18 protein-coding genes and 1 riboswitch are annotated in these 24,462 nt (G+C 72.6%); of the genes, 8 read left to right on the forward strand and 10 right to left on the reverse strand.

The genetic code is table 11. From position 1 onward, the window contains the following. Positions 1-85: 85 nt before the first annotated feature. On the forward strand, positions 86-2,482 hold the full coding sequence (locus ACZ6J5_RS09145; RefSeq protein WP_469389300.1) for an ADP-ribosyltransferase domain-containing protein: 2,397 nt from the start codon (positions 86-88) through the stop codon (positions 2,480-2,482). Between the two features lie 45 nt (positions 2,483-2,527). On the opposite strand, the gene ACZ6J5_RS09150 is transcribed toward ACZ6J5_RS09145, so the two are convergent. Both ACZ6J5_RS09150 and ACZ6J5_RS09155 read right to left on the reverse strand, forming a co-directional pair. Then, the gene (locus ACZ6J5_RS09150) at positions 2,528-4,801 is read right to left on the reverse strand and encodes a hypothetical protein (RefSeq protein WP_469389302.1); all 2,274 of its coding nucleotides are present in this window, start codon (positions 4,799-4,801) and stop codon (positions 2,528-2,530) included. 154 nt (positions 4,802-4,955) lie between these two features. After that, entirely contained in the window at positions 4,956-5,996 is a 1,041-nt protein-coding gene (locus ACZ6J5_RS09155; RefSeq protein ID WP_469389304.1) for a vWA domain-containing protein, read from the reverse strand. A gap of 311 nt (positions 5,997-6,307) precedes the next feature. Between ACZ6J5_RS09155 and ACZ6J5_RS09160 the strand changes: the two genes are divergently transcribed. Next, positions 6,308-7,399 (forward strand): ABC transporter ATP-binding protein, encoded by a 1,092-nt coding sequence (locus ACZ6J5_RS09160; RefSeq protein WP_469389306.1) that lies wholly within the window; start codon positions 6,308-6,310, stop codon positions 7,397-7,399. 172 nt (positions 7,400-7,571) lie between these two features. Here the strand turns inward: ACZ6J5_RS09160 and ACZ6J5_RS09165 are convergent, their stop codons facing one another. Then, positions 7,572-8,561, reverse strand: coding sequence for an ROK family protein (locus ACZ6J5_RS09165; RefSeq protein ID WP_469389308.1), 990 nt, complete (start codon positions 8,559-8,561; stop codon positions 7,572-7,574). Positions 8,562-8,719: 158 nt separating this feature from the next. Beyond that, a complete protein-coding gene (locus ACZ6J5_RS09170) occupies positions 8,720-9,877 on the reverse strand; it encodes a LacI family DNA-binding transcriptional regulator (RefSeq protein WP_469389310.1) in 1,158 nt (385 codons plus the stop codon). A 305-nt stretch (positions 9,878-10,182) separates the two neighbouring features. On the opposite strand from ACZ6J5_RS09170, the gene ACZ6J5_RS09175 reads away from it, so the two are divergent. The 5 genes from ACZ6J5_RS09175 to ACZ6J5_RS09195 all read left to right on the forward strand — a co-directional run bounded on the left by ACZ6J5_RS09175 (position 10,183) and on the right by ACZ6J5_RS09195 (position 17,866). Then, complete coding sequence (locus tag ACZ6J5_RS09175) at positions 10,183-11,484, forward strand: ABC transporter substrate-binding protein (RefSeq protein WP_469389312.1); 1,302 nt, start codon at positions 10,183-10,185, stop codon at positions 11,482-11,484. 16 nt (positions 11,485-11,500) lie between these two features. Beyond that, positions 11,501-12,472 (forward strand): carbohydrate ABC transporter permease, encoded by a 972-nt coding sequence (locus tag ACZ6J5_RS09180; protein ID WP_469389314.1) that lies wholly within the window; start codon positions 11,501-11,503, stop codon positions 12,470-12,472. Further along, positions 12,472-13,413, forward strand: a complete 942-nt coding sequence (locus ACZ6J5_RS09185) for a carbohydrate ABC transporter permease (protein WP_469389316.1) — start codon at positions 12,472-12,474, stop codon at positions 13,411-13,413. Before ACZ6J5_RS09180 ends, ACZ6J5_RS09185 begins: the two co-directional genes overlap by 1 nt. 51 nt (positions 13,414-13,464) lie before the next feature. Then, positions 13,465-14,718: a glycoside hydrolase 5 family protein gene (locus ACZ6J5_RS09190; RefSeq protein WP_469389318.1), complete on the forward strand. Its 1,254-nt coding sequence runs from the start codon at positions 13,465-13,467 to the stop codon at positions 14,716-14,718. 103 nt (positions 14,719-14,821) lie between these two features. Further along, positions 14,822-17,866: an alpha-mannosidase gene (locus tag ACZ6J5_RS09195; protein ID WP_469389320.1), complete on the forward strand. Its 3,045-nt coding sequence runs from the start codon at positions 14,822-14,824 to the stop codon at positions 17,864-17,866. A 148-nt stretch (positions 17,867-18,014) separates the two neighbouring features. Here ACZ6J5_RS09195 and ACZ6J5_RS09200 read toward each other — a convergent pair whose 3' ends face one another. The 3 genes from ACZ6J5_RS09200 to ACZ6J5_RS09210 are packed head-to-tail and all read right to left on the reverse strand — an operon-like array spanning position 18,015 to position 20,922. Then, on the reverse strand, positions 18,015-18,818 hold the full coding sequence (locus ACZ6J5_RS09200; protein ID WP_469389322.1) for an ABC transporter ATP-binding protein: 804 nt from the start codon (positions 18,816-18,818) through the stop codon (positions 18,015-18,017). Further along, positions 18,815-19,846: a FecCD family ABC transporter permease gene (locus ACZ6J5_RS09205; RefSeq protein WP_469389324.1), complete on the reverse strand. Its 1,032-nt coding sequence runs from the start codon at positions 19,844-19,846 to the stop codon at positions 18,815-18,817. Before ACZ6J5_RS09205 ends, ACZ6J5_RS09200 begins: the two co-directional genes overlap by 4 nt. After that, the gene (locus ACZ6J5_RS09210; protein WP_469389326.1) at positions 19,843-20,922 is read right to left on the reverse strand and encodes an ABC transporter substrate-binding protein; all 1,080 of its coding nucleotides are present in this window, start codon (positions 20,920-20,922) and stop codon (positions 19,843-19,845) included. Before ACZ6J5_RS09210 ends, ACZ6J5_RS09205 begins: the two co-directional genes overlap by 4 nt. A gap of 68 nt (positions 20,923-20,990) precedes the next feature. After that, a riboswitch (cobalamin riboswitch) is annotated at positions 20,991-21,171 on the reverse strand. 128 nt (positions 21,172-21,299) lie between these two features. Between ACZ6J5_RS09210 and ACZ6J5_RS09215 the strand changes: the two genes are divergently transcribed. After that, positions 21,300-21,827, forward strand: a complete 528-nt coding sequence (locus tag ACZ6J5_RS09215) for a GNAT family N-acetyltransferase (RefSeq protein ID WP_469389328.1) — start codon at positions 21,300-21,302, stop codon at positions 21,825-21,827. 56 nt (positions 21,828-21,883) lie between these two features. On the opposite strand, the gene ACZ6J5_RS09220 is transcribed toward ACZ6J5_RS09215, so the two are convergent. The 3 genes from ACZ6J5_RS09220 to ACZ6J5_RS09230 are packed head-to-tail and all read right to left on the reverse strand — an operon-like array spanning position 21,884 to position 24,365. Further along, a complete protein-coding gene (locus ACZ6J5_RS09220; RefSeq protein WP_469389330.1) occupies positions 21,884-22,636 on the reverse strand; it encodes a response regulator in 753 nt (250 codons plus the stop codon). After that, positions 22,633-23,808, reverse strand: coding sequence for a sensor histidine kinase (locus ACZ6J5_RS09225; RefSeq protein WP_469389332.1), 1,176 nt, complete (start codon positions 23,806-23,808; stop codon positions 22,633-22,635). The genes ACZ6J5_RS09220 and ACZ6J5_RS09225 overlap by 4 nt, the downstream gene beginning before the upstream one ends. A gap of 20 nt (positions 23,809-23,828) precedes the next feature. Beyond that, positions 23,829-24,365 carry a hypothetical protein gene (locus tag ACZ6J5_RS09230; RefSeq protein WP_469389334.1) on the reverse strand — a complete coding sequence of 179 codons (537 nt, stop codon included), beginning with the start codon at positions 24,363-24,365 and terminating at the stop codon, positions 23,829-23,831. Positions 24,366-24,462 lie beyond the last annotated feature (97 nt).

Here is a 24,462-nt window from a genome sequence, read left to right on the forward strand (position 1 = left end):
CCCGGCGCCCCCACCGGCATTGTCAGTGGTGCCCCGTAACGTCGGAAGCGCTGGAGTAAAGAGCTTCTGACAGGGGGGATTCGTGATGACCGAAGGCTGTGCGCAGACGCCGCTCCGGGTCGTTCTGACGGATGTCAACGAGAGCGTGGTGAAGGCGTGGCGGGCCGCGTTCGCCGACACGCCGGGCATCGAGATCCGCCGTGGTTCGATCCTCGACGAGGACGTGGACGCCTGGGTCACGCCGACGAACTCGGCCGGCCGGATGGACGGCGGCGTCGACGCGGTGATCAAGCGGCACCTCGGGGCGGGCATCCAGCTCAAGGTGCGCCGGGCGATCCGGGACCGGTTCGCCGGGGGGATGCCCGTGGGCAGTGCCGTCTGCGTGCCGTCCGGGGCGGCCGTACCGCGCTTCGTGATCTCGACGCCGACGATGGTGGACTCCTCGCAGAACGTGAGCGAGACCCTGAACGTGGCGCTGGCCTGCGCGGCGGCCTTCCAGGCCGTGCACCGCCAGAACCGGCTGGTCCCGGGCAGCATCCGCTCGGTGGCCCTGGTCGGAATGGGCGCCAGGACGGGCAAGGTGCCGCCCCGCGTCTGCGCGAACCTCATGTGGACCGGCTACACCCTCTTCCACGACCACTGGTTCGAGAACGACGACGAGCTGCGTACCACGATCACCCACCAGCTCGCGGGCATCGAGCAGGCGCCGGAGACGACGCGGGTGCGGATCACGCCGCCGACCTGTCAGCTTCCGCCGCCCTCCCAGACGGTCACACCCGCCCACACGACCACTCCCGCTCATACGACCGCTCCCGCCCACACGACCACCCCCGCGTCCCCGGACACCCCCTCACCCGCGGAGACGCCCGCCGCCGACGACCCGCTCGGTCTCACCGGACTCTTCGCGGGCGGGGGAGAGTCCTGGCTTCCGGTCCTCAAGCCGGTCATCGAGGCACGTCCCGACGCCGCCGCGTTCATCGGCCCCGCCCGCAGCCCGCAGGTCGTGCCCGTACGGGAGCTCACCTTCCAGGCGCTGAAGCCGCACCCGCCGCACAAGTGGAAGGTGGTCGCCTTCGGGCAGAACCCGTATCCGCGGCCGGAGAGCGCCACCGGCATCGCGATGTTCGACAACACCTTCAACGACTGGAAGGACAGCCAGTTCGGCAGGGTCGTCAGCATCCGCTGCCTGATCAAGGCGGCGGCGATGTGGAAGTACGGCATCGCCAAGAAGACGCCCGTCGGAGAGGTCCGCGCCCTGCTGAAGGAGCGCGACACCGTCCAGCCGCCCGAGTGGTTCCAGGCGATGCTCACGCAGGGCGTGCTGCTGCTCAACGCCTCGCTGACGGCCAGCGCCGACGGGGCGATGGCCACCGACCAGCACACCGGCTTCTGGCGTCCGGTGGCCGAGGGGATCGTCGAGGAGATCCTCCGCGCCAAGCAGGAGGCCGTGGACGAGCGGGACCGCGGAGTCGTCTTCACCTGGTGGGGCGCCCACGCCCGCAGCCTGAAGCGGACGGTCCTGCGGCTGCAGAAGAAGTACCCGGGCGTGGAGGTGCGGCACATCGACCACGCGAATCCGGCCGCCCAGGGCGACCTGTTCTGCGAGGGCGACCACTTCGCCACGGTGAACGACGCCCTGCTCTCGCTCGGCGCCGAGGCGGTCGACTGGCTGCCGAGCAAGGGCTGGGACGCGCCGCCCGCCGGCGCGGGCGCCACGGCGGGCGCCGGAGGGGCAGGCGCGGACGCCGGGGTCGCCGCGCGGATGGGAGCCTTCATCGCCTCCACCATGGAGCTCCACCAGCTCTATCTGGAGCGGCTCACCAGCGTCCAGGACGAGGGCCACGTCCTGCCCCCGGTCACCGGCGTCTTCGACACACCCCTGATGCCGTTCGAGGACGCCGTCGCGCCGGTCACCGGGGTGCTGGCCGGCCTCGCCCGGCACATCGACCGCTCGCGCGAGTTCGGCAAGCGGCGGGCGGACGAACAGGCCGGGACGGGACTCTCGGCCGACGCCATCGCCGCGCTGTTCCTCTACACCTGCGAGTCCGGCTTCTACCGGAACATCAACGCCGTCCTGCGCTCCCCGGACCGCAGCCGCGTCGTCCCCTACCTGCCGTACCTGCGCCTGCTGTTCGCCGCGGTCGGGGACCTGCCCGCCCACAAGCAGCCGCTGTGGCGGGGCGTCGGCCTGGACCTGCGGCGGCAGTACCCGGTCGGCGGCACGGTCACCTGGTGGGGCGTCTCGTCCTGCACCTCGCAGCTGAGTGTGGCCCGGTCCTTCCTCGGCAGCCGGGGCAAGCGGACGCTGTTCGAGGTGACGCCCGCCCACGCGGTCGGCATCCGCAGCTTCTCGGCCTTCACCGGAGAAGAGGAGTACATCCTCGCTCCGGGCACCCGGCTGGAGGTGACCGACGTGACGACCGAGCGAGGCGGGCTGTGCACCGTCAAGCTGACCGAGGTGGACGGCACGCTCGTGTCCTGACCCGTGCGTGCGAGGGGGCGGGACCGTGGCCCCGCCCCCTTCTCCTCACCCGCCGGTTTCCATCGAGGGGGTTGTCCACCCCGGCAGGGACGAGCCGTCGGGGAGGCGTCCGGTGAGGCGGACCGGAGCGGGCCCGTCCGCGCGCACCGCCAGCACCGGTCCGGGGGCGCGGGCACTGACCGGGCCCCGCGTGGCGACGCCGACGACCCGGCGGCTGCCCGCCGCGAGGAGGTAGCGCGGCCCCCGGGGCTTCGCCGACCAGTAGGCGCCCGCGAGGACGTCCTGTCCGAAGCGCCCGCAGGCCGCGGTGTCGCGCACGGTCGTGACGGGCAGCGAGCGGCCGGGGACCTCCAGCGTGACCTGTGCCTGCCCCGGCCCCTCCCAGGTGTCGGCGCGGGCACAGATCCAGAGCCCGCGTCCCGCGTTCTCGGGGAGGGACTGCGCGGCGAACTCCCAGCGGTTGACCGAACGGATGCCGCCGTCCCGGAGCCGGGAGAGCGAGCAGGCCGAGTGCGCCCAGGCGGCGAGCCCGAGGGGGCCCGCCGCCTCCCGTGGCCGCCGTGCCGCCTCGCCGGGGACGGGGAGCGGGGTCCAGGTCAGATGGGCGGGGACGAGGTCGCCCAGATCGGCGACGAGGAAGGCGTGATCCTCCACGATCCTTCTGGAGGAACGGAGTTGCAGCACCGGGACCGGGTCACAGGAGCCGGCTGCCAAGGGGGAGGGCACGGATTCCGTGGTCCCGTCCGCCGATACGCGGAGGGGGCGGGCCGCCGAGGCGGGGGCGCGCAGGTCGCGCGTCCCCACCTCGGCGATCCAGGGCGCGAGCAGATAGCGGGTGCGGTCTCCCGTCCGGGTGAGCACGACGGCCGCCGCGGTCGTCACATCGCTGTTGTCGGCCCGCGTACGTACCAGGGAGCCCCTGTCGCCCCCGGGGCCGGAGCGGAGCGCGGCCTGGCCCGGGTCGGTGTAGCGGATGAGGGTGCGGCCGGTGTGCAGGAGAACGACGGTCGAGCCGTCCACCGTGCCCGCGTACAGCAGGGACGGCTGCTCGGAGCCCGCCGCTGGGCCGGGGCCGCCGCCCGTCCACGCCGTCATGGCCCGCCGGATCAGGGCCTGGTCGCCGGTCCGGTCGCCACGCGCCGGCCAGGCCGTGAAGTCGACCCGTGCGGTGTCGGCCCACTGCTCGGACGGTACGCGCGACGGCGTCCAGGTCTCCGGGAGCGAAGCCCCGGCCGTGCGCGGGGGAGCGGGGGCCGAGGGCCCGTCGCCGAGGACGCCGACGGCGGTTCCGGTGACGAGGGCGACAGCGGCGACGAGGGCGGCCGCGCGGACACGCCGGCTCCGGCGCAGCAGATCGGTCGGGCGCAGGTGGACCGTGCAGGGGTCGAACTCCGGGCGGCGCAGCAGCTCGGCCACGTCGGGGCCACCGAGCGTCCGCAGCCGCTCGGCCTCCCGCACCGCCCGCTCCGGCTCGGCGACGCCCGCGCCGCGCAGCAGCGCGAGCGCGGCGGCGGGGGCGAGGCCCTCCAGGGCCGTCAGCGCCAGGGCCGCGCGGGTCGCGGGCTCGGCGGCGGCGAGGGCCCGGTCCAGCGCGAGCTCGTCCGTCCCGCCCGCCCGGGGGAACATCCGCAGGCCGAGCGCCTTGGGCAGGGCCGCGCCGGTCGCCACGCGGAGCGGCGGGCGCAGGGCGTCCCGTACGACCCGGGCGCGGAGCCAGTCCCGCGCCGACCGCGCGGGTGCCTCTTCGGTGCGGGGCCGTGGCAGCGGCGGGAGGTCAGGGGCCCCGGGCGAGGGCTGCCGTCCGACGGCGGCCACGTCGCCGGACCCGGCCACGCCCGTTCCTGCGGGGCCCGTTCCGGTCGTGCCCGTTCCTGCCGGGACCGTTCCGGTCGTGCCCGTTCCTGCGGGGCCCACGTCGTACGCGCCTGTCTCGTGCGCGCTCGCCTCGTGCGCGCCCGCTCCGTCCTCGGTTGTGCCGGTGGCCGCGTCCCGTCCCGCCTCCTCCGTCCGCTCCGGCCGCGCGCGGTCCCCGGCCCCGGCTCCGGCCCCGGCCTCGTACCTGTCCGCGTCCCGTTCTCCCGTGGACGGACCCCGGTGCGTGAGGCCGCTGGTGCGGCTGAGAGTGCGTTGGACCAGGGCGTGGGAGGCGAGGACCTTGCGGTGCCGGCCGAGGCGGGGCGGCAGGATCAGATAGGCGAGTCGCACGAGGGCGGGATAGTGCTCGATCAGCGCCGCCTCCGCCTGGTCGCGAGAGGGCGGCCGGGGGGCGGGTATCGAGGCCGGACGAGTGGGAGAGCTGTTCGTCTGAGGGGACTGCATACACGGGCCAACGAGCCCGCCGGAGCGACGTCACCCCCGGATGTGTGACCGGTCCCGGCCGGGAAGCCGACGCGCCCCCTCACCGGCCTGCTGGGGGAGGGGGCGTCGCAGATGAGCGATGGCGGGGCACGGGGGACGGGGGCGTCCGGTCCGGTCAGTTCATGAGGAGGAGCCGGGTCTGGGCCACGAGCTTGCGGTTCACACTCGTGCTCTGCACGAAGATCGTGAAGTCGTCGTTGTGGTCGGGCTTCACGCGGACCTCCGCGTCCGGCAGACCGAGCAGGGCGCGGGCCTCGGGGCCGCTGTAGATCCGGTCCGTCTTCTTCTCCAGGACGGCGATCTGCTTGCGTGCCTGGACCTTCTCCGACTTGCTCAACTGATAGAAGGCACAGCCCGTCCGGTAGCTGTGTCCGCTTTCGGTGACCCATTCCCGGATCGCTATGTCACGGGCTACAGGAATCAGCTGATAAGTGGACGTGTCCAGCGGGGTCAGACCGGCCGCCTTGATGGTTTCCGTGTTGACCGCCTCGGCTCCGGTGGAGAAGACCGCGCGGGAGCCTCGGATTCCCTTCGTGCGACCCACCATGAATTTCTCGGTGGCCTCCCGGATGACGATTCCGGCCTCTTCCAGGCCCTGCGTGCTCGTGGCGTCCCAGACGGCGATGTTGTCCTTGGGGAAACCGCACTGCATGGCCTCGCGCTTGCCCATCTGGTCCGGCACGAGGACGGCCAGCGTCCAGTTGTCCTCCTGCTTCTCGACGAGCTCCGCGACGGCCCGCATCAGGCCGCGCGGGTCCGTGCTCGGGGCGTCGGCGCAGCGGTGGCTCGCGTTCTCCTGGCCGTCCGTCAGCACGAAGGTCAGGAAGCTGTGGTCGCCGTACAGCTGTGCCGTCTGGGCCAGCTCCCGCTGCGACTTGAGCGTGGCGGCGAGCAGGGCGGTCATGCCGCCGACCCGGTAGAGCGACTTCAGGGACGGCATCCGAAGCACGTCCTTGTCGTAGATCACGCATTCCACCTTGTCGGCGAACACATAGACCGTGACCCGCGTTTCCTGGTCGAGTTCCTGAGAACGCCGGGCCAGATAGGAGATCTGCTGATCGGCGACCTCGACGACCTTTCGGCTCAGGCGCGACATCGACGAACTCGCGTCCAGCACAAGGGCGACATGATTGATGTAGTTCTGGTTTCCGGCCATGAAGGCTCCCCCTCCTCGAACTCGATATACCTACCTTCTCATCCACCACTGACAACGGCCCTGGGCGCCGTCGCCGGGGAGGGCCGGAAGCCCGGGTCCTTGGGTGGCTGATCCGGGGCTCCGGCGGGTCTTTCGGTCCGTCGGGCGCGGGGCCGTTCGGCCCCTTCTCGGCGGAGCGGGCGAGTGGGGGCGTGGAGGGCTTGACCAGCGGTGCCGCCACTGAGGAGGGTGAGGGCAATTGGTCTACACCAGTTGCTCTCATTCCACTTGGATCGTCCGGCACGTACCGCCGGTGATGGGAAGGAACCACCGTGGCAGGCATCGTCTTCGACAACGTGTCGCTGACCTACCCGGGGGCCGACGGGCCCACCGTCAAGAACCTCGACCTCGACATCCGTGACGGCGAGTTCCTCGTCCTCGTCGGCCCGTCCGGCTGCGGCAAGTCCACCACCCTGCGCATGCTGGCGGGCCTGGAGGACGTCTCGGACGGCTCGATCAGCATCGGTGACCGCGACGTCACCTACCTCCCGCCCAAGGACCGGGACATCTCCATGGTGTTCCAGAACTACGCCCTCTACCCGCACATGACGGTCGCCCAGAACATGGGCTTCGCCCTGAAGATCGCCAAGGTGGACAAGGCGGAGATCCAGCGGCGCGTCGAGGAGGCGGCCCGCATCCTCGACCTGACCGAGTACCTCCAGCGCAAGCCCAAGGCGCTCTCCGGCGGCCAGCGTCAGCGCGTCGCCATGGGCCGGGCCATCGTGCGCGAGCCCCAGGTCTTCCTCATGGACGAGCCGCTGTCCAACCTCGACGCCAAGCTCCGCGTCCAGACCCGTGCCGAGATCGCGTCCCTCCAGCGCCGCCTCGGCACGACCACCGTGTACGTCACCCACGACCAGGTCGAAGCCATGACCATGGGCGACCGGGTCGCCGTACTCAAGGACGGCGTGCTCCAGCAGTGCGACCCGCCGCGCAAGATGTACGACGAGCCGGCCAACGTCTTCGTCGCCGGGTTCATCGGCTCGCCCGCCATGAACATCTTCACCCTCCCGCTCACCGACGAGGGCATCCACTTCGGCGGCAGCCTCATCAAGATCAGCGACGCGGCCCGCAAGGCCACGGACAGCGACAAGATCACCCTGGGCATCCGGCCCGAACACCTCGACTTCCATGCCCGGCACAGCGACAAGGGCCTGCCGGTCACCTTCTTCACCGTGGAAGAGCTCGGCTCGGAGGGCTTCGCCTACGGCCGCCTCGACCTCGGCAACGGGGAGGACGCCCCCATGACCGTACGCACCTTCGGGCGCGAGGAGGGCCTGCGGGGCCAGACCGTGAGGGTGCTGCCCCGGGAGGACGAGATCCACCTGTTCTCCGCCGTCACCGGGGACCGCCTTCCCTCGTAGACCTCGCCCTGGGAAGGCCCGGGAAGCGGCGCGCGCCGCTTCCCGGGCCTTCGTGCGTTCCGCCGCCCGTGCGAAGGCCGCCCGCGCGAGGGGCAGGAGGCACGAAGGGGCCCAAGGCGCGAAGGGGCCGGGGCGCGCTCCTCGCGCGCCCCGGCCCCTTCGGTCCGAGGTGTCAGAAGCCGAACGCCACCGCCGCCGCGCCGACCAGGCCCGCGTCGGTGCCCGCCTTCGCCGGGAGGACCCGCAGGTCACGGGTGAAGCTCAGGGTCGCGTACCGCTTCAACTCGGCGCGCACGCCGTCGAAGAGCAGATCCCCCGAGGCCGCGACCCCGCCGCCGATCACCACGACCTCCAGCTCCACCAGAGCCGCCGTCGCCGCCACCGAGGCGGCCACCGCGCGGGCCGCGCGGGCGAACGCGGCGAGCGGCACCGCCTCGCCGCGCCGCGCGGCCTCGGCGACCGTACGGGCCGTGGCCTCCTCGCCGGCCGGCGGGGTCCAGCCCTCCGCCAGCGCGTAGCGCACGATGCTGGGGCCGCTGGCGAGCCGCTCCACGCAGCCACGGCCGCCGCAGGGGCACTCCTCCCCGTCGAGGTCGACGCTGATGTGCCCGATGTGGCCCGCGTTGCCGCTGAGGCCCATGTACGGCTTGCCGTCGAGGATCAGCCCGCCGCCGACCCCGGTGGAGACCACCATGCAGAGGGCGTTGACCGTTCCCCGGGCGGCGCCGTTCCAGAACTCGGCGGCGGCCATCGCCGGCCCGTCCGCGATCATCCGCACCGGCAGCTCCGCACCGTCGGCGCAGTCCGCGACGGCGGCGCGGAGCCGGTCCACCAGCGGGAACTCGCGCCAGCCGGGGATGTTGACGGGGCTGACGGTCCCCGCGACCGTGTCGACCGGCCCTGCGCAGCCCACGCCCAGCGCCCGCACGCGCGACCAGTCCGCGTGGGCCCGCAGTTCGGCGAGCACGAGCTCGACCTGGTGCATGAGCGTGTCGGCGCCCTGGGTGGCGGGCGTCGGGAGCTGGACGCGCGTCAGCAGCGCGCCGTCGCCATCGACCAGCGCACCGGCGATCTTGGTTCCGCCGATGTCGATGGCGGCGACCACCGAGTCCGCGGGCCGGGAGGACGTCTGGGGGGTTCGGGGCTGGGAGGTCTCGGACATGGGGCTGGCACTCGCTCGCTGTCGTGGGCTGGAAGAGGACGGAAGGAAAGAGGACGGAAGAGAGAGGGGACGGAAGGAGAGGGGACGGAAGGTGCGGTGGGAGGGGGGAAGGGAGCGGCAGGAGTCGCGAGGCACCTGACGCCGTCGGCGGCGGCCCCTCACTCGCTCTGGTGGTCGGCCTCCGGGGCCCGGCCGTCGAGCGGTGCGGGGCCGCAGCTCTCGCGGACCTCCAGGCTCGGCAGCGGGTCCTGGAGGCGGCGGGCCTCCGCGCCGGCGAGGAGGTGGAGGACCTCGGCCGCGGCCCGGCGGCCGAAGGAGCCCGGTTCGCGGGTGAGGGCGCTGAGCGGGGGGTGGAAGCTGCGGCAGATCGCCGAGTCCTCCCACGACACGATCGACACGTCCTCCGGGATCCGCAGCCCGCGCTCCGCGGCGACGCCCGCCGCCGTCACCGCCATCACCTCGTTGTGGCAGATGAGGGCCGTGGGGCGCAGCGGGGCGCCGAGGAGGCGCCGGGCCGCCTTGACGCCCTGCCGGTCGGAGAAGTCGGTGGTGACCGAGACGATGTGGTCGAGGCCCAGCCGGCGGGCGGCGGAGCGCAGGGCGGCGATCCGGCGGGCGGTGTGCGCGAGCCCGGGCGGCCCCGCCATGTGGGCGATGCGCCGGTGCCCGAGCTCGTGGAGGTGGTGCACGATCAGGTCCATGGCGCCCGCGTCGTCCGCCCAGAGGGTGGAGAGGGCGGCGCGGCGCCGCTGCGGACCGGAGTCCGGGCCGTCGGGGCCGGCGCTGTTCAGGGCGCCGATGACGACGGCGGGCAGGCCGAGCACGGCGAGGGTCTCCGGGCGCGGGTCGCTGACCCGGGGGTCGACCACGATGACGCCGTCGACGCGGCGCTCGGTCCACCAGCGCCGGTACAGCTCGCACTCGGCGTCGATGTCGTCGACCATCTGGAAGACCAGGGCGTGGTCGTGCGGGGCGAGCGCCGCCTGGATGCCCGAGACCACCTGGAGGAAGAAGGCCTCGACGCCGAGGCTGCCGGCCGGGCGGGCGAGGACGAGACCGATGGCGCGGGAGCGGTCCCCGGCCGGCGCCGTTCCGGCGGCGGGGACGCGCCGGCCCATCTGGGAGGCGAGGGAGAGGATCCGGCGGCGGGTCTCGTCCGAGACACCGGCCCGGTTGTTCAGGGCGAAGGAGACCGCCGTCGGCGACACCCCGGCCTCGTCGGCGATCTCCTTGAGCGTGGGGGCGCGGGGGCCGGGCGGCGCCGGGGGGGCCTCCCAGGACGGGCGGCGCGCGGGGGCGGGGTACCGGCGGGCCACGGGGCCACGGGGCGGCGTCAGCGGCCTTCCGGGGCGGTACGGGCCTTCGTTCCCGTTCTTCTGCGCACACATGTCCGCGGGAATACCTCCTGGTCGTGGCTGCTGTGCTCAGTAAAACTCCCCGTGCGGAGCGGGTGTAGCGACCAATGACCACAGGTTTAGAAACTTTAGTCCTCTTTAGTGACGCTGACCTGGGAGTTTGCCTCCAGAGGCCGTCCAACGGGCTTTGACCTAAAGCTTATTCGGATCCAAGGTGAGGGCAGCTCGACCCACCCGCATTGATCTGCAGCAAGGAGTCAGCCCAGATGTCCATTTCTCGCAGCGTCGCGATCAGGACAACCGTAGGAATCGGTACGGTCCTCTGTCTCGCCACCATTACCGCTTGTGGCGGTGGCGGCGGATCCGCGAAGGCCGGATCGTCCACCGACGGAAAGGTCGAAGGGACCATCAAGTTCCAGACCTGGAACCTGCGGGCGAACTTCAAGGACTATTTCGAAGGCGCCATCGCGGACTTCGAGAAGGAGCACCCCGGGGCGAAGGTCAAGTGGGTGGACCAGCCCGCCGACGGCTACCCGGACAAGCTGAGCGCCGACGCCTCCGCCGGCTCGCTCCCCGACGTGGTCAACGTCTCGCCCGACCTCGCGTACCCGCTGGCCAAGGCGGGTCTGCTGCTCAACCTGGACAAGGACGAGGTCGCCAAGAAGTTCAAGCCCGAGTACCTCGAAGGCGCCTGGAAGGGCTACGAGATGCCGGGCATGGACGGCACGTACTCCTTCCCCTGGTACCTCAACAGCGGGCCGCTCTTCTACAACAAGACCATGTTCGAGAAGGCGGGCGTCGACGCCAACAAGCCGCCCAAGACCTTCGACGAGCTGTTCGCCGTGGCCGCGCAACTCGCGAAGAAGGGCGAGGCGACCCTCGGACAGCCCCCGACCGTCGAGGACTTCGGCCGCTACGGCGTCGAGGCGATCGACAAGGCGGGGAAGAAGATCACGCTCAACAGCGACAAGGGCGTGGAACTCCTCACCAAGTTCAAGGAACTGTACGACAACGGCGGACTGCATAAGCAGACGCTGACCCTCAAGGACGATTCCACGGGGCAGAAGTTCCTGCAGCAGGAAATCGCCATGAATCCCGGCAGCGCGCACGACCTCGACAACTTCAAGAAGAACGCGCCGTCGCTGTACGAGAACATCGGCATCACCGAAGTGCCGACGAACACCGGCAAGCAGAACATGTACCTCCAGGGCCTGTCGGTGAACGCCCAGAGCAAGAACACCGCCACCGCCGTGGCCTTCGCGCACTTCCTCACCAACGCGAAGAACCAGGAGGACTTCGCTCACAAGGTCGCCGTCTTCCCGTCCACGAAGGGCTCGCTGGACAAGGAGTACTGGACGAAGCCGGACGGCACCGAGGAGGGCAAGATCCGGGTCGCCTCGGCCAAGATGCTGCCGACCGCGGTGAACTACACGCCCGTCCTCTTCAGCGACGAGATGAAGACGATCCTGCGCAACGAGATCGCCAAGTGCTTCACGGGCAAGCTCAGCCCGAAGGCGGCCCTGGACAGCGCCGCCGAGCAGATGAACAAGCTCCTCGAGCAGAACTGACCGAACGGTGAGTCCCGTGAGCACCACCTCCGCACCGGCCAGGACCCCCGGTCCCGCGCCGACCGCCACGGGCTCCGCCGCCCGCCGCCGCGCCACCGGGCGCGGCGGCGGGCGGGGGCGCCGCACCCACAAGCCCCTCAGCCCCTGGCTGTTCCTGGCGCCCGGGCTGCTGATCACCCTGGCGTTCAACCTCTACCCCTTCTTCGCGACGGTGTGGAAGTCCCTCACCGACGCCCGCACCCTCACCGAGGGCGAGTTCGTCGGCTTCGACAACTTCACCGCCCTCTTCAGCGACGAGCAGTTCTGGATCGCGCTCCGCAACAGCGCCCTGTACGTCGTCGTCGTGGTCCCGCTGCTGGTGCTGCTGCCGCTGCTGCTGGCGCTCCTGGTGCAGAAGCAGGTCCCCGGCATCGCGTTCTTCCGCTCCGCCTACTACACGCCCGTCGTGGCCTCCGTGGTGGTCGTCGCCCTCATGTGGGTGTGGATGCTGGACGACCGGGGCCTCATCAACGGGGTCCTCCAGATGCTCGGCATCGACCCCGTGCCGTTCCTCTCCAACCAGTGGCTCCTGCTGCTCTGCTCGATGCTGCTGACGGTCTGGAAGGGCCTCGGCTACTACATGATCATCTACCTGGCGGCGCTGGCCAACGTGCCCCGGGAACTCCACGAGGCCGCCGAGGTCGACGGCGCCGGCGCGATCCGCCGCTTCTGGTCGATCACCGTGCCCGCCGTCCGCTCGACCATGGTCCTCGTGGGCGCCCTCTCCGCCGTCTCGGCCTTCAAGGTCTTCTCCGAGGTCTTCATGATCGCCGGACCGACCGGCGGCCCCGGCGGCCAGGACACCACGCTCGTCATGCTGATCCAGCGCGTCGGCACCGGACTCCAGGGCCGCACCGGCTACGCGTCGGCGATCTCGATCACCCTGTTCGTCCTGACGCTGATCCTCATGCTCGTCGTGCTGCGGGCCGACCGGAAGGACAAGGACTGATGACCACCACCAGCGACATCCCGGCACCGGCCCCGTCCCCGGCCGCCGCCCCCGGGCCCGCCCGGGCCGCCGGCTCCGCCCCGGCGGGCAAGCCCCGGCGCCGCCGCAACGGGCGCCGCGCCCCCCGCTGGCTCCTCGTGGTCCGGTACGCCGTGCTCCTCCTCGTACTGGTGATCATGATCGGCCCGTTCCTGTGGCAGCTCTCCACCTCGCTCAAGGGCGCCACCGAGGACATCTTCACCTCGCCGCCCCGGCTGCTGCCCGAGCACCCGACCTGGGACAACTACAAGGGCGTCGCCGACATCATCCCGGTGTGGGACTACATCTTCAACTCCCTCAAGGTCGCCGTCACCAACGTCCTCACCAACGTGATCGGCGCCGCCATGGCCGGCTACGCGCTCGCCCGGCTCCGCTTCAAGGGCCGCGCCGCCGCCGGGCTCGTCTTCGTCCTCGCGCTGCTGGTCCCGATGGAAGCGATCATGATCGCCCAGTTCGCGACCATGCGCAGCCTCGACATCAACGACACCCTCGTCGCCGTGGTGCTGCCCGGCTGCATCGGCGCCATGAACGTGCTCCTGATGCGCAACGCCTTCAGCAACATCCCCTTCGAGGTCGAGGAAGCCGCGATCGTCGACGGCGCCAACGTCTGGCAGCGCTTCGTCAAGGTCGCCCTCCCCGCCGTCAAGGGCACCCTCGCCGTCGTCGCGATCTTCGCCTTCATGGGCGCCTGGGACGACTTCCTCTGGCCGCTGATCGTGCTCTCCGACTCCGACAACTTCACGCTCACCGTCGGACTCAACTTCCTCCACGGCACCTTCGCCAACAACCAGAGGGTGATCGCCGCCGGCACCATCATCGCCGTGGCCCCGCTGATCGTGATGTTCGCCTGCCTCCAGCGCTTCTTCTTCAAGGGCGTCGGCGAAGGCGCCGTCAAGGGCTGACCCGCCACCGCGCCCGCAGGCCTCCGCATCCCCCCACCTGGAGACCCTCCCATGACCACCCCCCGCTTCGGCGTCAACTACACCCCCAGCCAGGGCTGGTTCCACCACTGGCTCGACTACGACCCCGGCGCCGTCCGCGCCGACCTCGAGTCCATCGCCGCCCTCGGCCTCGACCACATCCGGGTCTTCCCCCTCTGGCCGTACTTCCAGCCGAACCGCTCCCTGATCCGCCCCCGCGCCGTCGACCAGCTCCTCGACCTGGTCGACACGGCCGGCGCACTCGGCCTCGACGTCAACGTGGACGGCCTCCAGGGCCACCTGTCCAGCTTCGACTTCCTCCCCGCCTGGACCCGGACCTGGCACCGCCGCAACCTCTTCACCGACCCGGACGTCGTCGACGGCCAGGCCGCCTACCTGCGCACCCTCGCCAGGGAGCTGGCCGGCCGGCCGAACTTCCTCGGGATGACCGTCGGCAACGAGATCAACCAGTTCTCCGCCGACCCCCACCCCGACCCGGACCGCGCCACCCCCGAGCAGATCGACGGCTGGCTCACCCGGATGCTCGCCGCCTGCGAGGAGGGCGCCCCCGGCCGCACCCACCTGCACGCCGAGTACGACGCCACCTGGTACCAGGACGACATGCCGTTCACCCCCGAGCACGCCGCCCGGCACGGGGCCATGACCGCCGTCCACTCCTGGGTCTTCAACGGCACCGCCCAGCTCCACGGCCGTGTCTCGGCCCCCACCGAGCACCACGCCGCCTACCTGGTCGAACTCTCCAAGGCATGGGCCCGCGACCCGCGCCGCCCGGTCTGGCTCCAGGAGGTGGGCGCCCCCGCCCCCCTCGTGCCCGCCGAGCACGCCGCCGCCTTCACCGAGGCCACCCTGCGCAACGCCCTCGACTGCCCCGACCTGTGGGGCGTCACCTGGTGGTGCTCCCACGACGTCTCCCGCGAGCTCGCCGACTTCCCCGAGCTGGAGTACGGGCTGGGGCTGCTCACCAACGACCGGGAGCCCAAGGACACCGCGCGCGTCCTGGAACGCTGGGCACGCCGGTACGCGGCGGGCGAGGGCCTGCCCGCCCCCGCGCCGCGCACCACCGCCCTCGTCGTGGACGCGGGGGAGGGGCCCAGCATGCCGGCCCGTTCCGTGTGCGCCCCCGGCGGCGCCTTCTACGAGGCGTACTTCCGGCTCGTCGCCGACGGAGTCCGCCCCACGGCCGTCCTCGCCCCGCTCGCGGACGACGCCGCCCACCTGGCCGCCCGGGGCATCACGGAGGTGGTCGGCGTCGAGCAGGTCCAATGACGGGCGGGCCCCCGGGCACCGCCCGGCGGCCCACCGGCCCCGCACCCGTACCTCCCTCGCACCCACCGCCCCTCCCGCACCACCCGTTTTGAAGGAGACCCTCATGCACGACGACCGCGGACTCGTCGAGGCCCGCCTCAAGCGCGTCCTGGACGAGCGCATCCGGCCCGCCGTCCACCCCGTATCGGTGCCCATGGAGATAGGCGTCTGGGAGGCCCCCGGCGAGCCCGTCCCCGTCGCCGAGGGCCTGGCCGCCGAGCCTCGGCCCATCGCGGCGGGCGACCCGTGGGGCAAGCCGTGGGGGACCAGCTGGTTCACCGTCACCGGCACCGTCCCGGCCGAGTGGGCCGGCCGGACCGTCGAGGCGATCATGGACATCGGCTTCGACGAGAACATGACCGGCTTCCAGTGCGAGGGCCTCGTCTACAACCCCGACGGCACCCCCGTGAAGGGCCTCAACCCCCGCAACCAGTGGGTCCGCGTCGCCGCCCCCGCCGCCGGCGGCGAGCGCGTCGAGTACCGCGTCGAGGCCGCCTCCAACCCCGTCCTGCTCGACTACCACCCCTTCCTGCCCACGCAGCTCGGCGACATCGAGACCTCCCACACCGATCCCCTGTACCGGATCGCCCGCATGGACCTCGCCGTCTTCGACGAGACCGTCTGGCAGCTCGTCATGGACCTGGAGGTGCTCGGCGAGCTCATGGCCGAGCTCCCCGTGGACTCCACCCGCCGCTACGAGATCGTCCGGGCGGTCGACCGGGCCCTGGACGCCGTCGACCTCCAGGACGTCGGCGGCACGGCGGGCGCGGCCCGCGAGCGCCTCGAAGAGGTGCTGGCCTCCCCGGCGGAGCCGTCCGCCCACCGCGTCTCGGCCGTCGGCCACGCGCACATCGACTCGGCGTGGCTGTGGCCGTTGCGCGAGACCGTCCGCAAGGTCGCCCGCACCACCTCCAACATGACGGCGCTCCTGGAGGAGCAGCCGGACTTCGTCTTCGCCATGTCGCAGGCGCAGCAGTGGGCGTGGATCAAGGAGCACCGGCCCGAGGTCTGGGCCAAGGTCGTCGCCGCGGTCGAGGAGGGCCGCTTCGTGCCCACCGGCGGCATGTGGGTCGAGGCCGACACCAACATGCCCGGCTCCGAGGCGATGGCCCGGCAGTTCGTCCACGGCAAGCGCTTCTTCATGGACGAGTTCGGCGTGGAGAACGACGAGGCCTGGCTGCCGGACACCTTCGGCTTCGCCGCCGGCCTCCCGCAGATCATCAAGGCCGCCGGCGCCAAGTGGCTGCTGACGCAGAAGATCTCGTGGTCGCAGGTGAACAAGTTCCCGCACCACACCTTCCAGTGGGAGGGCATCGACGGCACCCGGATCTTCACCCACTTCCCGCCCGTCGACACGTACAACTGCGCGATGAAGGGCAGCGAGATCGCGCACGCGGCCAAGAACTTCAAGGACAAGGGCGTCGCCCGGCACTCCCTCGCCCCGACCGGCTGGGGCGACGGCGGTGGCGGCACCACCCGCGAGATGGTCGCCAAGGCCGCCCGCCTGCGCGACCTGGAGGGCTCGCCCCGGGTCGCCTGGGAGACCCCCACCGAGTTCTTCGAGAAGGCCGAGGCCGAGTACCCGGACCCGCCGGTGTGGGTCGGCGAGCTCTACCTGGAGCTGCACCGCGCGACCCTCACCAGCCAGGCCGGCACCAAGCAGGGCAACCGGCGCAGCGAGCACCTGCTGCGGGAGGCCGAGCTGTGGGCCGCCACGGCCTCGGTCCGGGCCGGGGCCCCGTACCCGTACGAGGAGCTGGACCGGATCTGGAAGACGGTGCTGCTGCACCAGTTCCACGACATCCTGCCCGGCTCCTCCATCGCCTGGGTGCACCGCGAGGCCGAGGCCACCTACCGGCGGATCGCCGGCGAGCTCACCGCCCTCATCGAGACGGCCCAGCGAGCCCTCGCCGGGGAAGGCGGCACACCGCTGCTCTTCAACGCGAACCCGCACGCCTGGGACGGCGTCCCCGCCGGCGGCGCGGCGGTCCCCGCCGCCCCCGCCGACGAAGCCCGCCTCACCGAGTCCGGCGACGGCACGTACGTCCTCGACAACGGGCTGCTGCGGATCACCGTCGACGCCCGGGGCCTCGTCGTCTCGGCGTACGACCTCACGGCCGGCCGGGAGACCGTGCCGTCCGGCGCCGCCGCCAACCTCCTCCAGATCCACCCCGACTTCCCCAACATGTGGGACGCCTGGGACGTCGACGCCTTCTACCGCAACACCGTCACCGACCTGACCGACGCCGACGAGGTCGGCCCGGACGCCGAGGCCGGCAAGGACGGCACGGCCGCGCTGCGGATCTCCCGCTCCTTCGGCGACTCGACCGTCGTGCAGGTGCTCTCGCTGCGCCCCGGCGCCCAGCGGCTCGACATCTTCACCGAGGTGGACTGGCACGAGACGGAGAAGTTCCTCAAGCTGGCCTTCCCGCTGGACGTGCACGCCGAGCGGTACGCCTCGGAGACCCAGTTCGGGCACTTCTACCGCGCCACCCACACCAACACCTCGTGGGAGGCCGCCAAGTTCGAGGCCTGCAACCACCGCTTCGTGCACATGGAGGAGCCCGGCTGGGGCGTCGCCCTCGTCACCGACTCCACGTACGGCCACGACGTGACCCGCCAGGTCCGCGCGGCGGCGGACGGCGGCGACGGCGGCACGACGACCACCCTGCGCGCCTCGCTGCTGCGGGCGCCCCGCTTCCCCGACCCGGAGACCGACCAGGGCGTCCACCGCTTCCGGCACGCGCTGGTGCCGGGCGCGACGATCGAGGACGCGGTGCGCGAGGGCTACCGCATCAACCTCCCGGCGCGCGGCCTCACCGGCGCCGGCGAGGTGGCCCCGCTGGTGACCGTGGCCGACGACGCGGTCGTCGTGACGGCGGTCAAGCTGGCCGACGACGGCAGCGGCGACGTCGTGGTGCGCTTCCACGAGGCCCGCGGCGGCCGGGCGGCCACGACGCTGACGGCCGGCTTCGAGGCGGCGGACGTCGTCGAGACCGACCTCCTCGAACGCCCGCTGGAGGGCGCGGTCCCGCGCCCGGCGGCCGGCGAACTGCCCGTGACGCTGCGCCCCTTCGAGCTGCGCACGCTGCGGTTCCGGCGCCCCTGACGGGGGAGCGGGACAGGAACGAGGGGCCGCCCCGACGCCGTACGCGTCGGGGCGGCCCCCTTTCGGCGGCGCCGGCACACGCCGCATGTGCCACACGCGCCGCAGGTGCCGGATGCGCCGTCGGACGTCGGCCCTCTGACGTCAGCCGTCAGCCGTGTCCGCCCCTCCTGCCGAGGAAGCGGATGTACGGGCGGCCCTCCGGGCTCGGGCGGGTGACGGCGGCGCGGACGCCGTAGACCTCCGCGATCAGGCCCTCGGTCAGGACCTCCGCCGCCGGTCCCGCGACCACCACCCGCCCCTCGCGCAGCACCACCAGGTGGTCGCAGTACATCGCCGCGAGGTTCAGGTCGTGCAGGGCCATCACACAGGTGAGCCGCAGGTCCGCGACGAGCGCCAGGAGGTCGAGCTGGTGCTGGATGTCGAGGTGGTTCGTCGGCTCGTCCAGCAGCAGTTCGCGCGGCTCCTGCGCCAGCGCGCGGGCGATCTGGACGCGCTGCCGCTCACCGCCGGACAGCGTCCGCCAGGTCCGGTGGGCGCGGTCGGCCAGCCCGGTGCGGGCGAGCGCGGAGCGGACGGCCGCCTCGTCCTCGGCCGTCGACGGGGCCCAGGCCCGGCGGTGCGGGAGGCGCCCCAGGCGCACGGCGTCGGCCACCGTCAGGTCCACCTGCGTGGCGGCGTGCTGCTCGACCACGGCGACCCGGCGGGCCAGCGCCCGGCGCGGCACCGCGCCCAGCGGCTCGCCATCCAGGGTCACCACCCCGGCCTCCGGACCCAGCACCCCGGCCAGGACCCGCAGCAGGGTCGACTTCCCCGAGCCGTTCGGCCCGATCAGCCCCGTGAGGACGCCCGGACGCGGCGCGAGCGTCACGCCGTCGAGCACCAGGGCGCCGCCCGCCGTGCGCGACACCCCCTCGGCCCGCAGGCCCGTGCCCCGGGCGGGGACGCCGTTCATCGCGCGCTCCTGGAGCGGTAGAGGACGAGGACGAACGCGGGGACGCCGATGAGCGAGGTGACCACCCCGACCGGCACCTCCTGCGGGTCGAGGACCGTGCGCGCCAGGGTGTCGGCCCACACCAGGAACACCGCCCCGGCCAGCGCGCTCAGCGGCAGCAGCCGCGCGTGCCCGGGGCCGGCGAGGGCCCGCACGGCGTGCGGCAGGACCAGGCCGACGAAGCCGATCGCGCCCGCCGACGAGACCAGGACGGCCGTCAGCAGCGCCGTGGCCGACAGCAGCACCAGCCGCGTCCGCGCCACAGAGACGCCGAGCGTCGCCGCCGCCTCCTCGCCGAACGCGAAGGCGTCCAGCGTCCGGGCGTACCCGCCGCACACCGTGAGCACCACGGCCAGGACCGCCGCGCACACCCCCACGTCCGCCCAGCCGGCGCCGGAGAGCGAGCCCAGCAGCCAGAACAGCACGCCCCGGGTCGTCTCCGCGTCGGCGGCGGTCATCACGACGAACGAGGTCAGCGCCGAGAACAGCTGCATCGCCGCGACCCCCGACAGGACCACCCGGTCCGTCGAGCCGCCCAGCGTGTGGCTCAGCACCAGGACCAGAGCGAACGAGCAGAGCGCGCCCAGGAACGCGCCCCCGGCCACGGACAGCAGCCCGCTGCCCACCCCGAGGACGACGACCGCGACCGCGCCCGCCGACGCGCCGGAGGAGACGCCGAGCACGAACGGGTCGGCCAGCGGATTGCGCAGCAGCGACTGCAGCACCGCGCCGCAGACCGCGAGCCCCGCCCCGCACACGGCGGCCAGGAGCGTACGGGGCAGCCGCAGGTCCCAGACGATGCCGTCCCGGATCGCGCTCACGCCGCCGGCGCCGCCCCCGAGGTGCGAGACGAGCACGGACCAGGTGTCCGAGACCCGTATGTCGGCCGGACCGATCGTCACGGCGAGCGCGAGGGACACGAGCAGCAGCACGCCGCCGGCGGCCGTGACCGCGGGCACCGTGAGGGCCGGCCGGCCGGGCCGGTTCACTGGGCGAGCCCGTACGCGCGCAAGGCGGCGGCGAGCTTCTCGATGCCCTCGACGGTGCGGATCGTCGGGTTCATCGCCTGCCCGCTGAGGACCACGTACCGCTTCTTCCGCACCGCCGTCATGTTCCGCGTGACCGGATGGGACTCCAGGAACTCGATCTTCTTCGCGGCGCTCTCGGCCGACTGCGCCCGGCGGGTCAGATCGGCGATCACCAGGACGTCGGGGTCGCGTTCGGCGACGGTCTCCCAGTTGATCTGCGGCCACTCCTCCTTGGTGTCGTCGAAGACGTTCCGGACGCCGAGGGTCCCGCTGACGATGCCCGGCGCGCCGCAGCACCCGGCCATGTACGGCCCCTGCGCGTCGGAGAACCAGTAGAGCACCGAGGCGTCGCCGAAGCCCGGCCCCGCGGTGGCCTTCGCGACCCGGGCGCGGAGCTCGCCCACCAGCTTCTCGCCGCGCTCCGGGACCCCGAACACCCGGGCCAGGTCGCGGATCTCGCCGTAGACCGTGTCCATGGTCAGCGGCCGGGTCCGTATCCCGTCGCCGTCGCCGCTGTTGTCCTTGTCCACGCAGTCGGTGGGGGAGAGGTACGTCGGCACGCCGAGCGCGGCGAAGCGCTCCCGGGGCGCCACCCCGCCCTTGCCGAGGGTGTAGAGGAAGGAGGCGCTGACGAAGTCGGGCTCGGCGGCCAGGACCTTCTCGAACGACGGGTAGCGGTCCGCCAGTCGGGGCACCTTCGCGTTCTCCCGCTCCAGGCCCTTCAGGACCGGGTCCGTCCAGGTGGCGGTGCCTACCATGCGGTCGGCGAGACCGAGCGAGAGCAGGATCTCTGCCGAGCCCTGGTCGAGGGCGACGGCACGGCGGGGCGGGCGCTCGACCTCGACGCGCAGGCCGCAGTTGTCGGGCACGACGGCACGCCCGGCGTCGGCGGCCTTCGCCCCGGACGCGGCGCCGGGACCGCCGGGACCACTCGCACCGCCGGGACCGCAGCCGGTGAGGAGCGCGGCGCCGGTGAGGGCGCCGGCGGCGAGCAGCGCGACGGATCGGGAAGCGCGGAGAATGCGGGGGAGGGGCACGTGGGGGTCCTCTGGCGTCACGGCTCGAACGCGGAGCCTGTCGTACGGAGCTCCCCGGACACGGCCGTACGCCGCCGGGGCCGCCAGCAGGTCTTCGGACTCGGGGTCACCCGGACGGAACGCCTTCCCGGGCCCCTCGGGACCCAGTGGCCGATGCTCCGCCCGCCACCCTCACCGCTGCGCGTCAGTTCCGGACTCCCACCGGATTCCCTGACCCCGTACGGATCGGCTGGCTGCTGGATGCGTACAGAGGTGCGACTGGCTCGGGCAAATTACCACAGGGCGATCTTGAGGAAGAGGGCCGGACAATTCGCCTGGAAGGGGCGGAATAACGCTATGTCACGACCATCGGTACGATCACTGGCATGATCGCCCGCATGAACGAAAGCACAGTCGAGATCGTCCCGCTGGAGCTCGTCCACCTGCACGCCGTGCTCGACCTCGGCCACCGGGCCTTCGACGTCAAGTCGATGCCGTACACCTCCTGGTCGCTGTCCTCCGTGGCCGCGCACTGGGACGCCCAGCCCGACGCCTGCTGGGTCGCCCTGGACGAGGAGGGCCTGGTCGGCTTCGTCCTCGGCTCCCTCTCGTACGACGAACGCGAGGACTGGGGCTACCTCGAATGGATCGCCCTGGAGGAGCGGGCCCGGGGCCGCGGCGTCGCCGGCGCGCTCGTCGACCACTGCTGCGACGCGCTCTTCGCGGCGGGTGCCTCGCGGATCATCACCGACGTGGAAAGCGGCAACCAGGCCTCCGCCGCGATGATGCGCCGCAAGGGCTTCACCGAGGGCGTCTCCGTCACCCTCTTCGTCCGCCGCGCCCCGCAGGACCAGCCGGCCCCGCCGCACCGCCCCGCCCAGGACCCGGCGCGCGCCCTGCTGCGCCGCGCCGCCCGGACGAGCTGAGGCGCGGCTCAGGCCCCCGCTCAGGCCCCGCTCTGGCCTCCGTTCAGGCCCCCAGCTCAGGCCAGACCTGCGGCGATGGCCCGCCGTACGGCATCGGCCCGGTCCCGGATCCGGGCCTTGGCGAAGAGGTTGTTGATGTGCGTCTTGACCGTGGCCTCGCTGATGAACAGCCGTTCGGCGATCGCCCGGTTCGGAAGCCCCTGCCCGATCAGCCCCAGCACCTCGCGCTCCCGAGGCGTCAGGTCCTCGGGCAGCTCCTCACCGGGGGCGGAGCCCGCCGCCGGCCGTGCCTCCGCGCGGGGCGCCCCCATCACGGCGGCCAGCAGCCGGTCCCGTACCTCCTGGTCCATGACGGACTGCCCGGCCGCGGCGGCGCGGATCGCGCGGGCGATGTCCTCGCGGCCCGCGTTCTTCGTCAGATAGCCGCGGGCGCCCGCCGACAGCGCCGCCATGATCGAGTCGTCGTCGGCGAAGGTCGTCAGCACCACCACGGCCACCTCTGGATGGGCCTCGCTCAGCAGGCGGGTCGCCTCCGTGCCGTCCATCACGGGCATCCGCAGGTCCATCAGCACCACGTCGACGGGCTCGGCGGCGACGACGTCCAGGACCTCGCGACCGTTGGCGGCGGTCGCGACCACGCCGATGTCCCCGGCGAGCGCGAGCACCATCGCGAGCGGCTCGCGCACGGCGGCCTGGTCGTCGGCGATGACGACCCTGATGTGACCGGAAGGGGAGGCCGGGGAGGCAGGGGCGGACGGGCCGGATGGCGAGGGCGGGGAGGCCGGGGCGTCGTTCGTGGGCTCGCTCATGCCGGAATCACCACGTCGACCTTCCAGCCGCCACGCCCGTCCGTCACGGGACCGGCGGTGACCGTCCCGTTCAGCAGGGCCACGCGCTCGCGGATCCCGATCAGCCCCATCCCGCTCCCCGTCCCCGGGGAGACGGGCAGGGTCCCCGGCCCGTTCACGATGCTCAAGACGGCCGCCTTCTCCTCGTACCCCATGGTCACCCGCACCGCGCCCCCGGGCGCGTGACGCGTGGCGTTGGTCAACGCCTCCTGCGCGATCCGCAGGAGGTCCTGCGCGGTCCGCGTCGGCAGCTCGCGCACGGTACCGGTCACCGTGAGGGCGTCGTGGTGACCGGACGATTCGAGCATGGCGGCGAGGCTCTCCAGAAGCGGAAGAGCCTCCTCGCGCAGCGCGCGAACCGTCCACTGGGCCTGCTTCAGACTCTCCCGGACCAGGCTCTGCGCCCGACCGGTCGCCTCCCGGGCCTTCTCCGCCTCGCCGACCTCCAGCAGCGCGTCCGCGAGCTCCAGCTGCATGTTGATCCCGGCCAGCGAGTGCGCCAGGACGTCGTGGACGTCCCGGGCGACCTTGGCGCGCTCGGTCAGCACCAGGGTCCTGGCCTCCGCGCGGGCCGCCCGCTCGGCCGAGGCGGACGCCTCGATCGCGGCCTCCACGGCCCGCGCCCGGCTCCGCGCCGACATCCCGGCCAGGACCAGCGCGCCGGTCGACAGCCCCGTCATCATCAGCAGCACCCGGTCGCCGGGGTCGGCCCGGAACGCCAGCGCCGCGCCGCACAGCAGACTCAGCAGCACGGCGAGGACCGTGGCGGGCCGGGTGCTCAGCCGGTGGCCCAGATAGGCGGCGAGGAAGTACGCGAAGATCACCGAAGTCCCGGTGTCCGCGACGGCCGCCAGCGCCGCCGCCGCGAGGACCGCCGCCGTCATCGCGGGCAGCAGCACGCGCTCGGGGAGCGGCCGGCCGGGTACGAGCCGCAGGGCGAAGAAGCCGAAGTTGACGCCGAAGAGCAGCGTGACCGCCAGCCCGCGCCCGCTGAGGCCCATCGGCCGCAGGGTGAGGGCCTGGGCGGCGAACAGCACCGCCGCCCAGCCCCACGCGGAGAACCGGCCCCGGTCCAGGAGCCCGGTTCCGGGCTCCGGGCCGAGGCCGGGAGAGCTCGCGTCGCTCGGTGGCATGCGGCGACGATACGTCATGATCAGCGCAGCCGGCCGGTGAGGGACGGGCTCGCCGCCACGGGCCGCGTCGCCCGGGTCACCGTACGGCTCCGCAGGTAGATCGTGCCGAGCCGCGAGACGACCTCGGCGACGGCCATCAGCAGCAGCGCGGTCACCCACACCTGGGCGCCGGTGATCTGGTGCTCGACGCTGAACCGGCCGACATCCGCCGCGCCGCCGTGGTCGACCCACAGCTGGAACGCCAGCCGCGCGCCCATGCCGAGCACCCACAGCACCGCCGAGACGGCCCCGGCCTTGATCAGCAGCTCGCCGTCGAGCACCCGGATCCGCGTGTACACGCCACCGGCGACACCGAGGGTGGTGCCGATGGCGACGGTGGTGCCGATGAGCACCAGGTCGTTCCCGCTGGTGGGGATGCCGTCCAGGTACTGGAGGGCGAAGAACGACACGATCCCGAGCGGGATCAGATAGGACTTGGGCCCCAGCCGTCCTTCCCGCAGCTGCCGGAAGACGACGAGGATGAGTGCGATGTCCACGAGCCAGTCGGTGAGAGTCATGGCTTCAGCATCGGGAAAACGCCCTCAGGACACCTGCACCCACGGGTGGAGGTCCGGGTGGAGAAGGGGGCGCGGGGGGTCCTCCACCCCCTCCGCG

The organism is Streptomyces sp. NPDC042100, assembly GCF_055582325.1.

What these genes read in the sequence shown, in the direction of transcription:
- ACZ6J5_RS09230 (WP_469389334.1), bottom strand. Translation starts at nt 24,365, where the DNA reads ATGACTCTCACCGACTGGCTCGTGGACATCGCACTCATCCTCGTCGTC.
- ACZ6J5_RS09190 (WP_469389318.1), top strand. Translation starts at nt 13,465, where the DNA reads ATGACCACCCCCCGCTTCGGCGTCAACTACACCCCCAGCCAGGGCTGG.
- ACZ6J5_RS09195 (WP_469389320.1), top strand. Translation starts at nt 14,822, where the DNA reads ATGCACGACGACCGCGGACTCGTCGAGGCCCGCCTCAAGCGCGTCCTG.
- ACZ6J5_RS09185 (WP_469389316.1), top strand. Translation starts at nt 12,472, where the DNA reads ATGACCACCACCAGCGACATCCCGGCACCGGCCCCGTCCCCGGCCGCC.
- ACZ6J5_RS09155 (WP_469389304.1), bottom strand. Translation starts at nt 5,996, where the DNA reads ATGGCCGGAAACCAGAACTACATCAATCATGTCGCCCTTGTGCTGGAC.
- ACZ6J5_RS09200 (WP_469389322.1), bottom strand. Translation starts at nt 18,818, where the DNA reads ATGAACGGCGTCCCCGCCCGGGGCACGGGCCTGCGGGCCGAGGGGGTG.
- ACZ6J5_RS09165 (WP_469389308.1), bottom strand. Translation starts at nt 8,561, where the DNA reads ATGTCCGAGACCTCCCAGCCCCGAACCCCCCAGACGTCCTCCCGGCCC.
- ACZ6J5_RS09175 (WP_469389312.1), top strand. Translation starts at nt 10,183, where the DNA reads ATGTCCATTTCTCGCAGCGTCGCGATCAGGACAACCGTAGGAATCGGT.
- ACZ6J5_RS09145 (WP_469389300.1), top strand. Translation starts at nt 86, where the DNA reads ATGACCGAAGGCTGTGCGCAGACGCCGCTCCGGGTCGTTCTGACGGAT.
- ACZ6J5_RS09220 (WP_469389330.1), bottom strand. Translation starts at nt 22,636, where the DNA reads ATGAGCGAGCCCACGAACGACGCCCCGGCCTCCCCGCCCTCGCCATCC.
- ACZ6J5_RS09225 (WP_469389332.1), bottom strand. Translation starts at nt 23,808, where the DNA reads ATGCCACCGAGCGACGCGAGCTCTCCCGGCCTCGGCCCGGAGCCCGGA.
- ACZ6J5_RS09215 (WP_469389328.1), top strand. Translation starts at nt 21,300, where the DNA reads ATGAACGAAAGCACAGTCGAGATCGTCCCGCTGGAGCTCGTCCACCTG.
- ACZ6J5_RS09150 (WP_469389302.1), bottom strand. Translation starts at nt 4,801, where the DNA reads ATGCAGTCCCCTCAGACGAACAGCTCTCCCACTCGTCCGGCCTCGATA.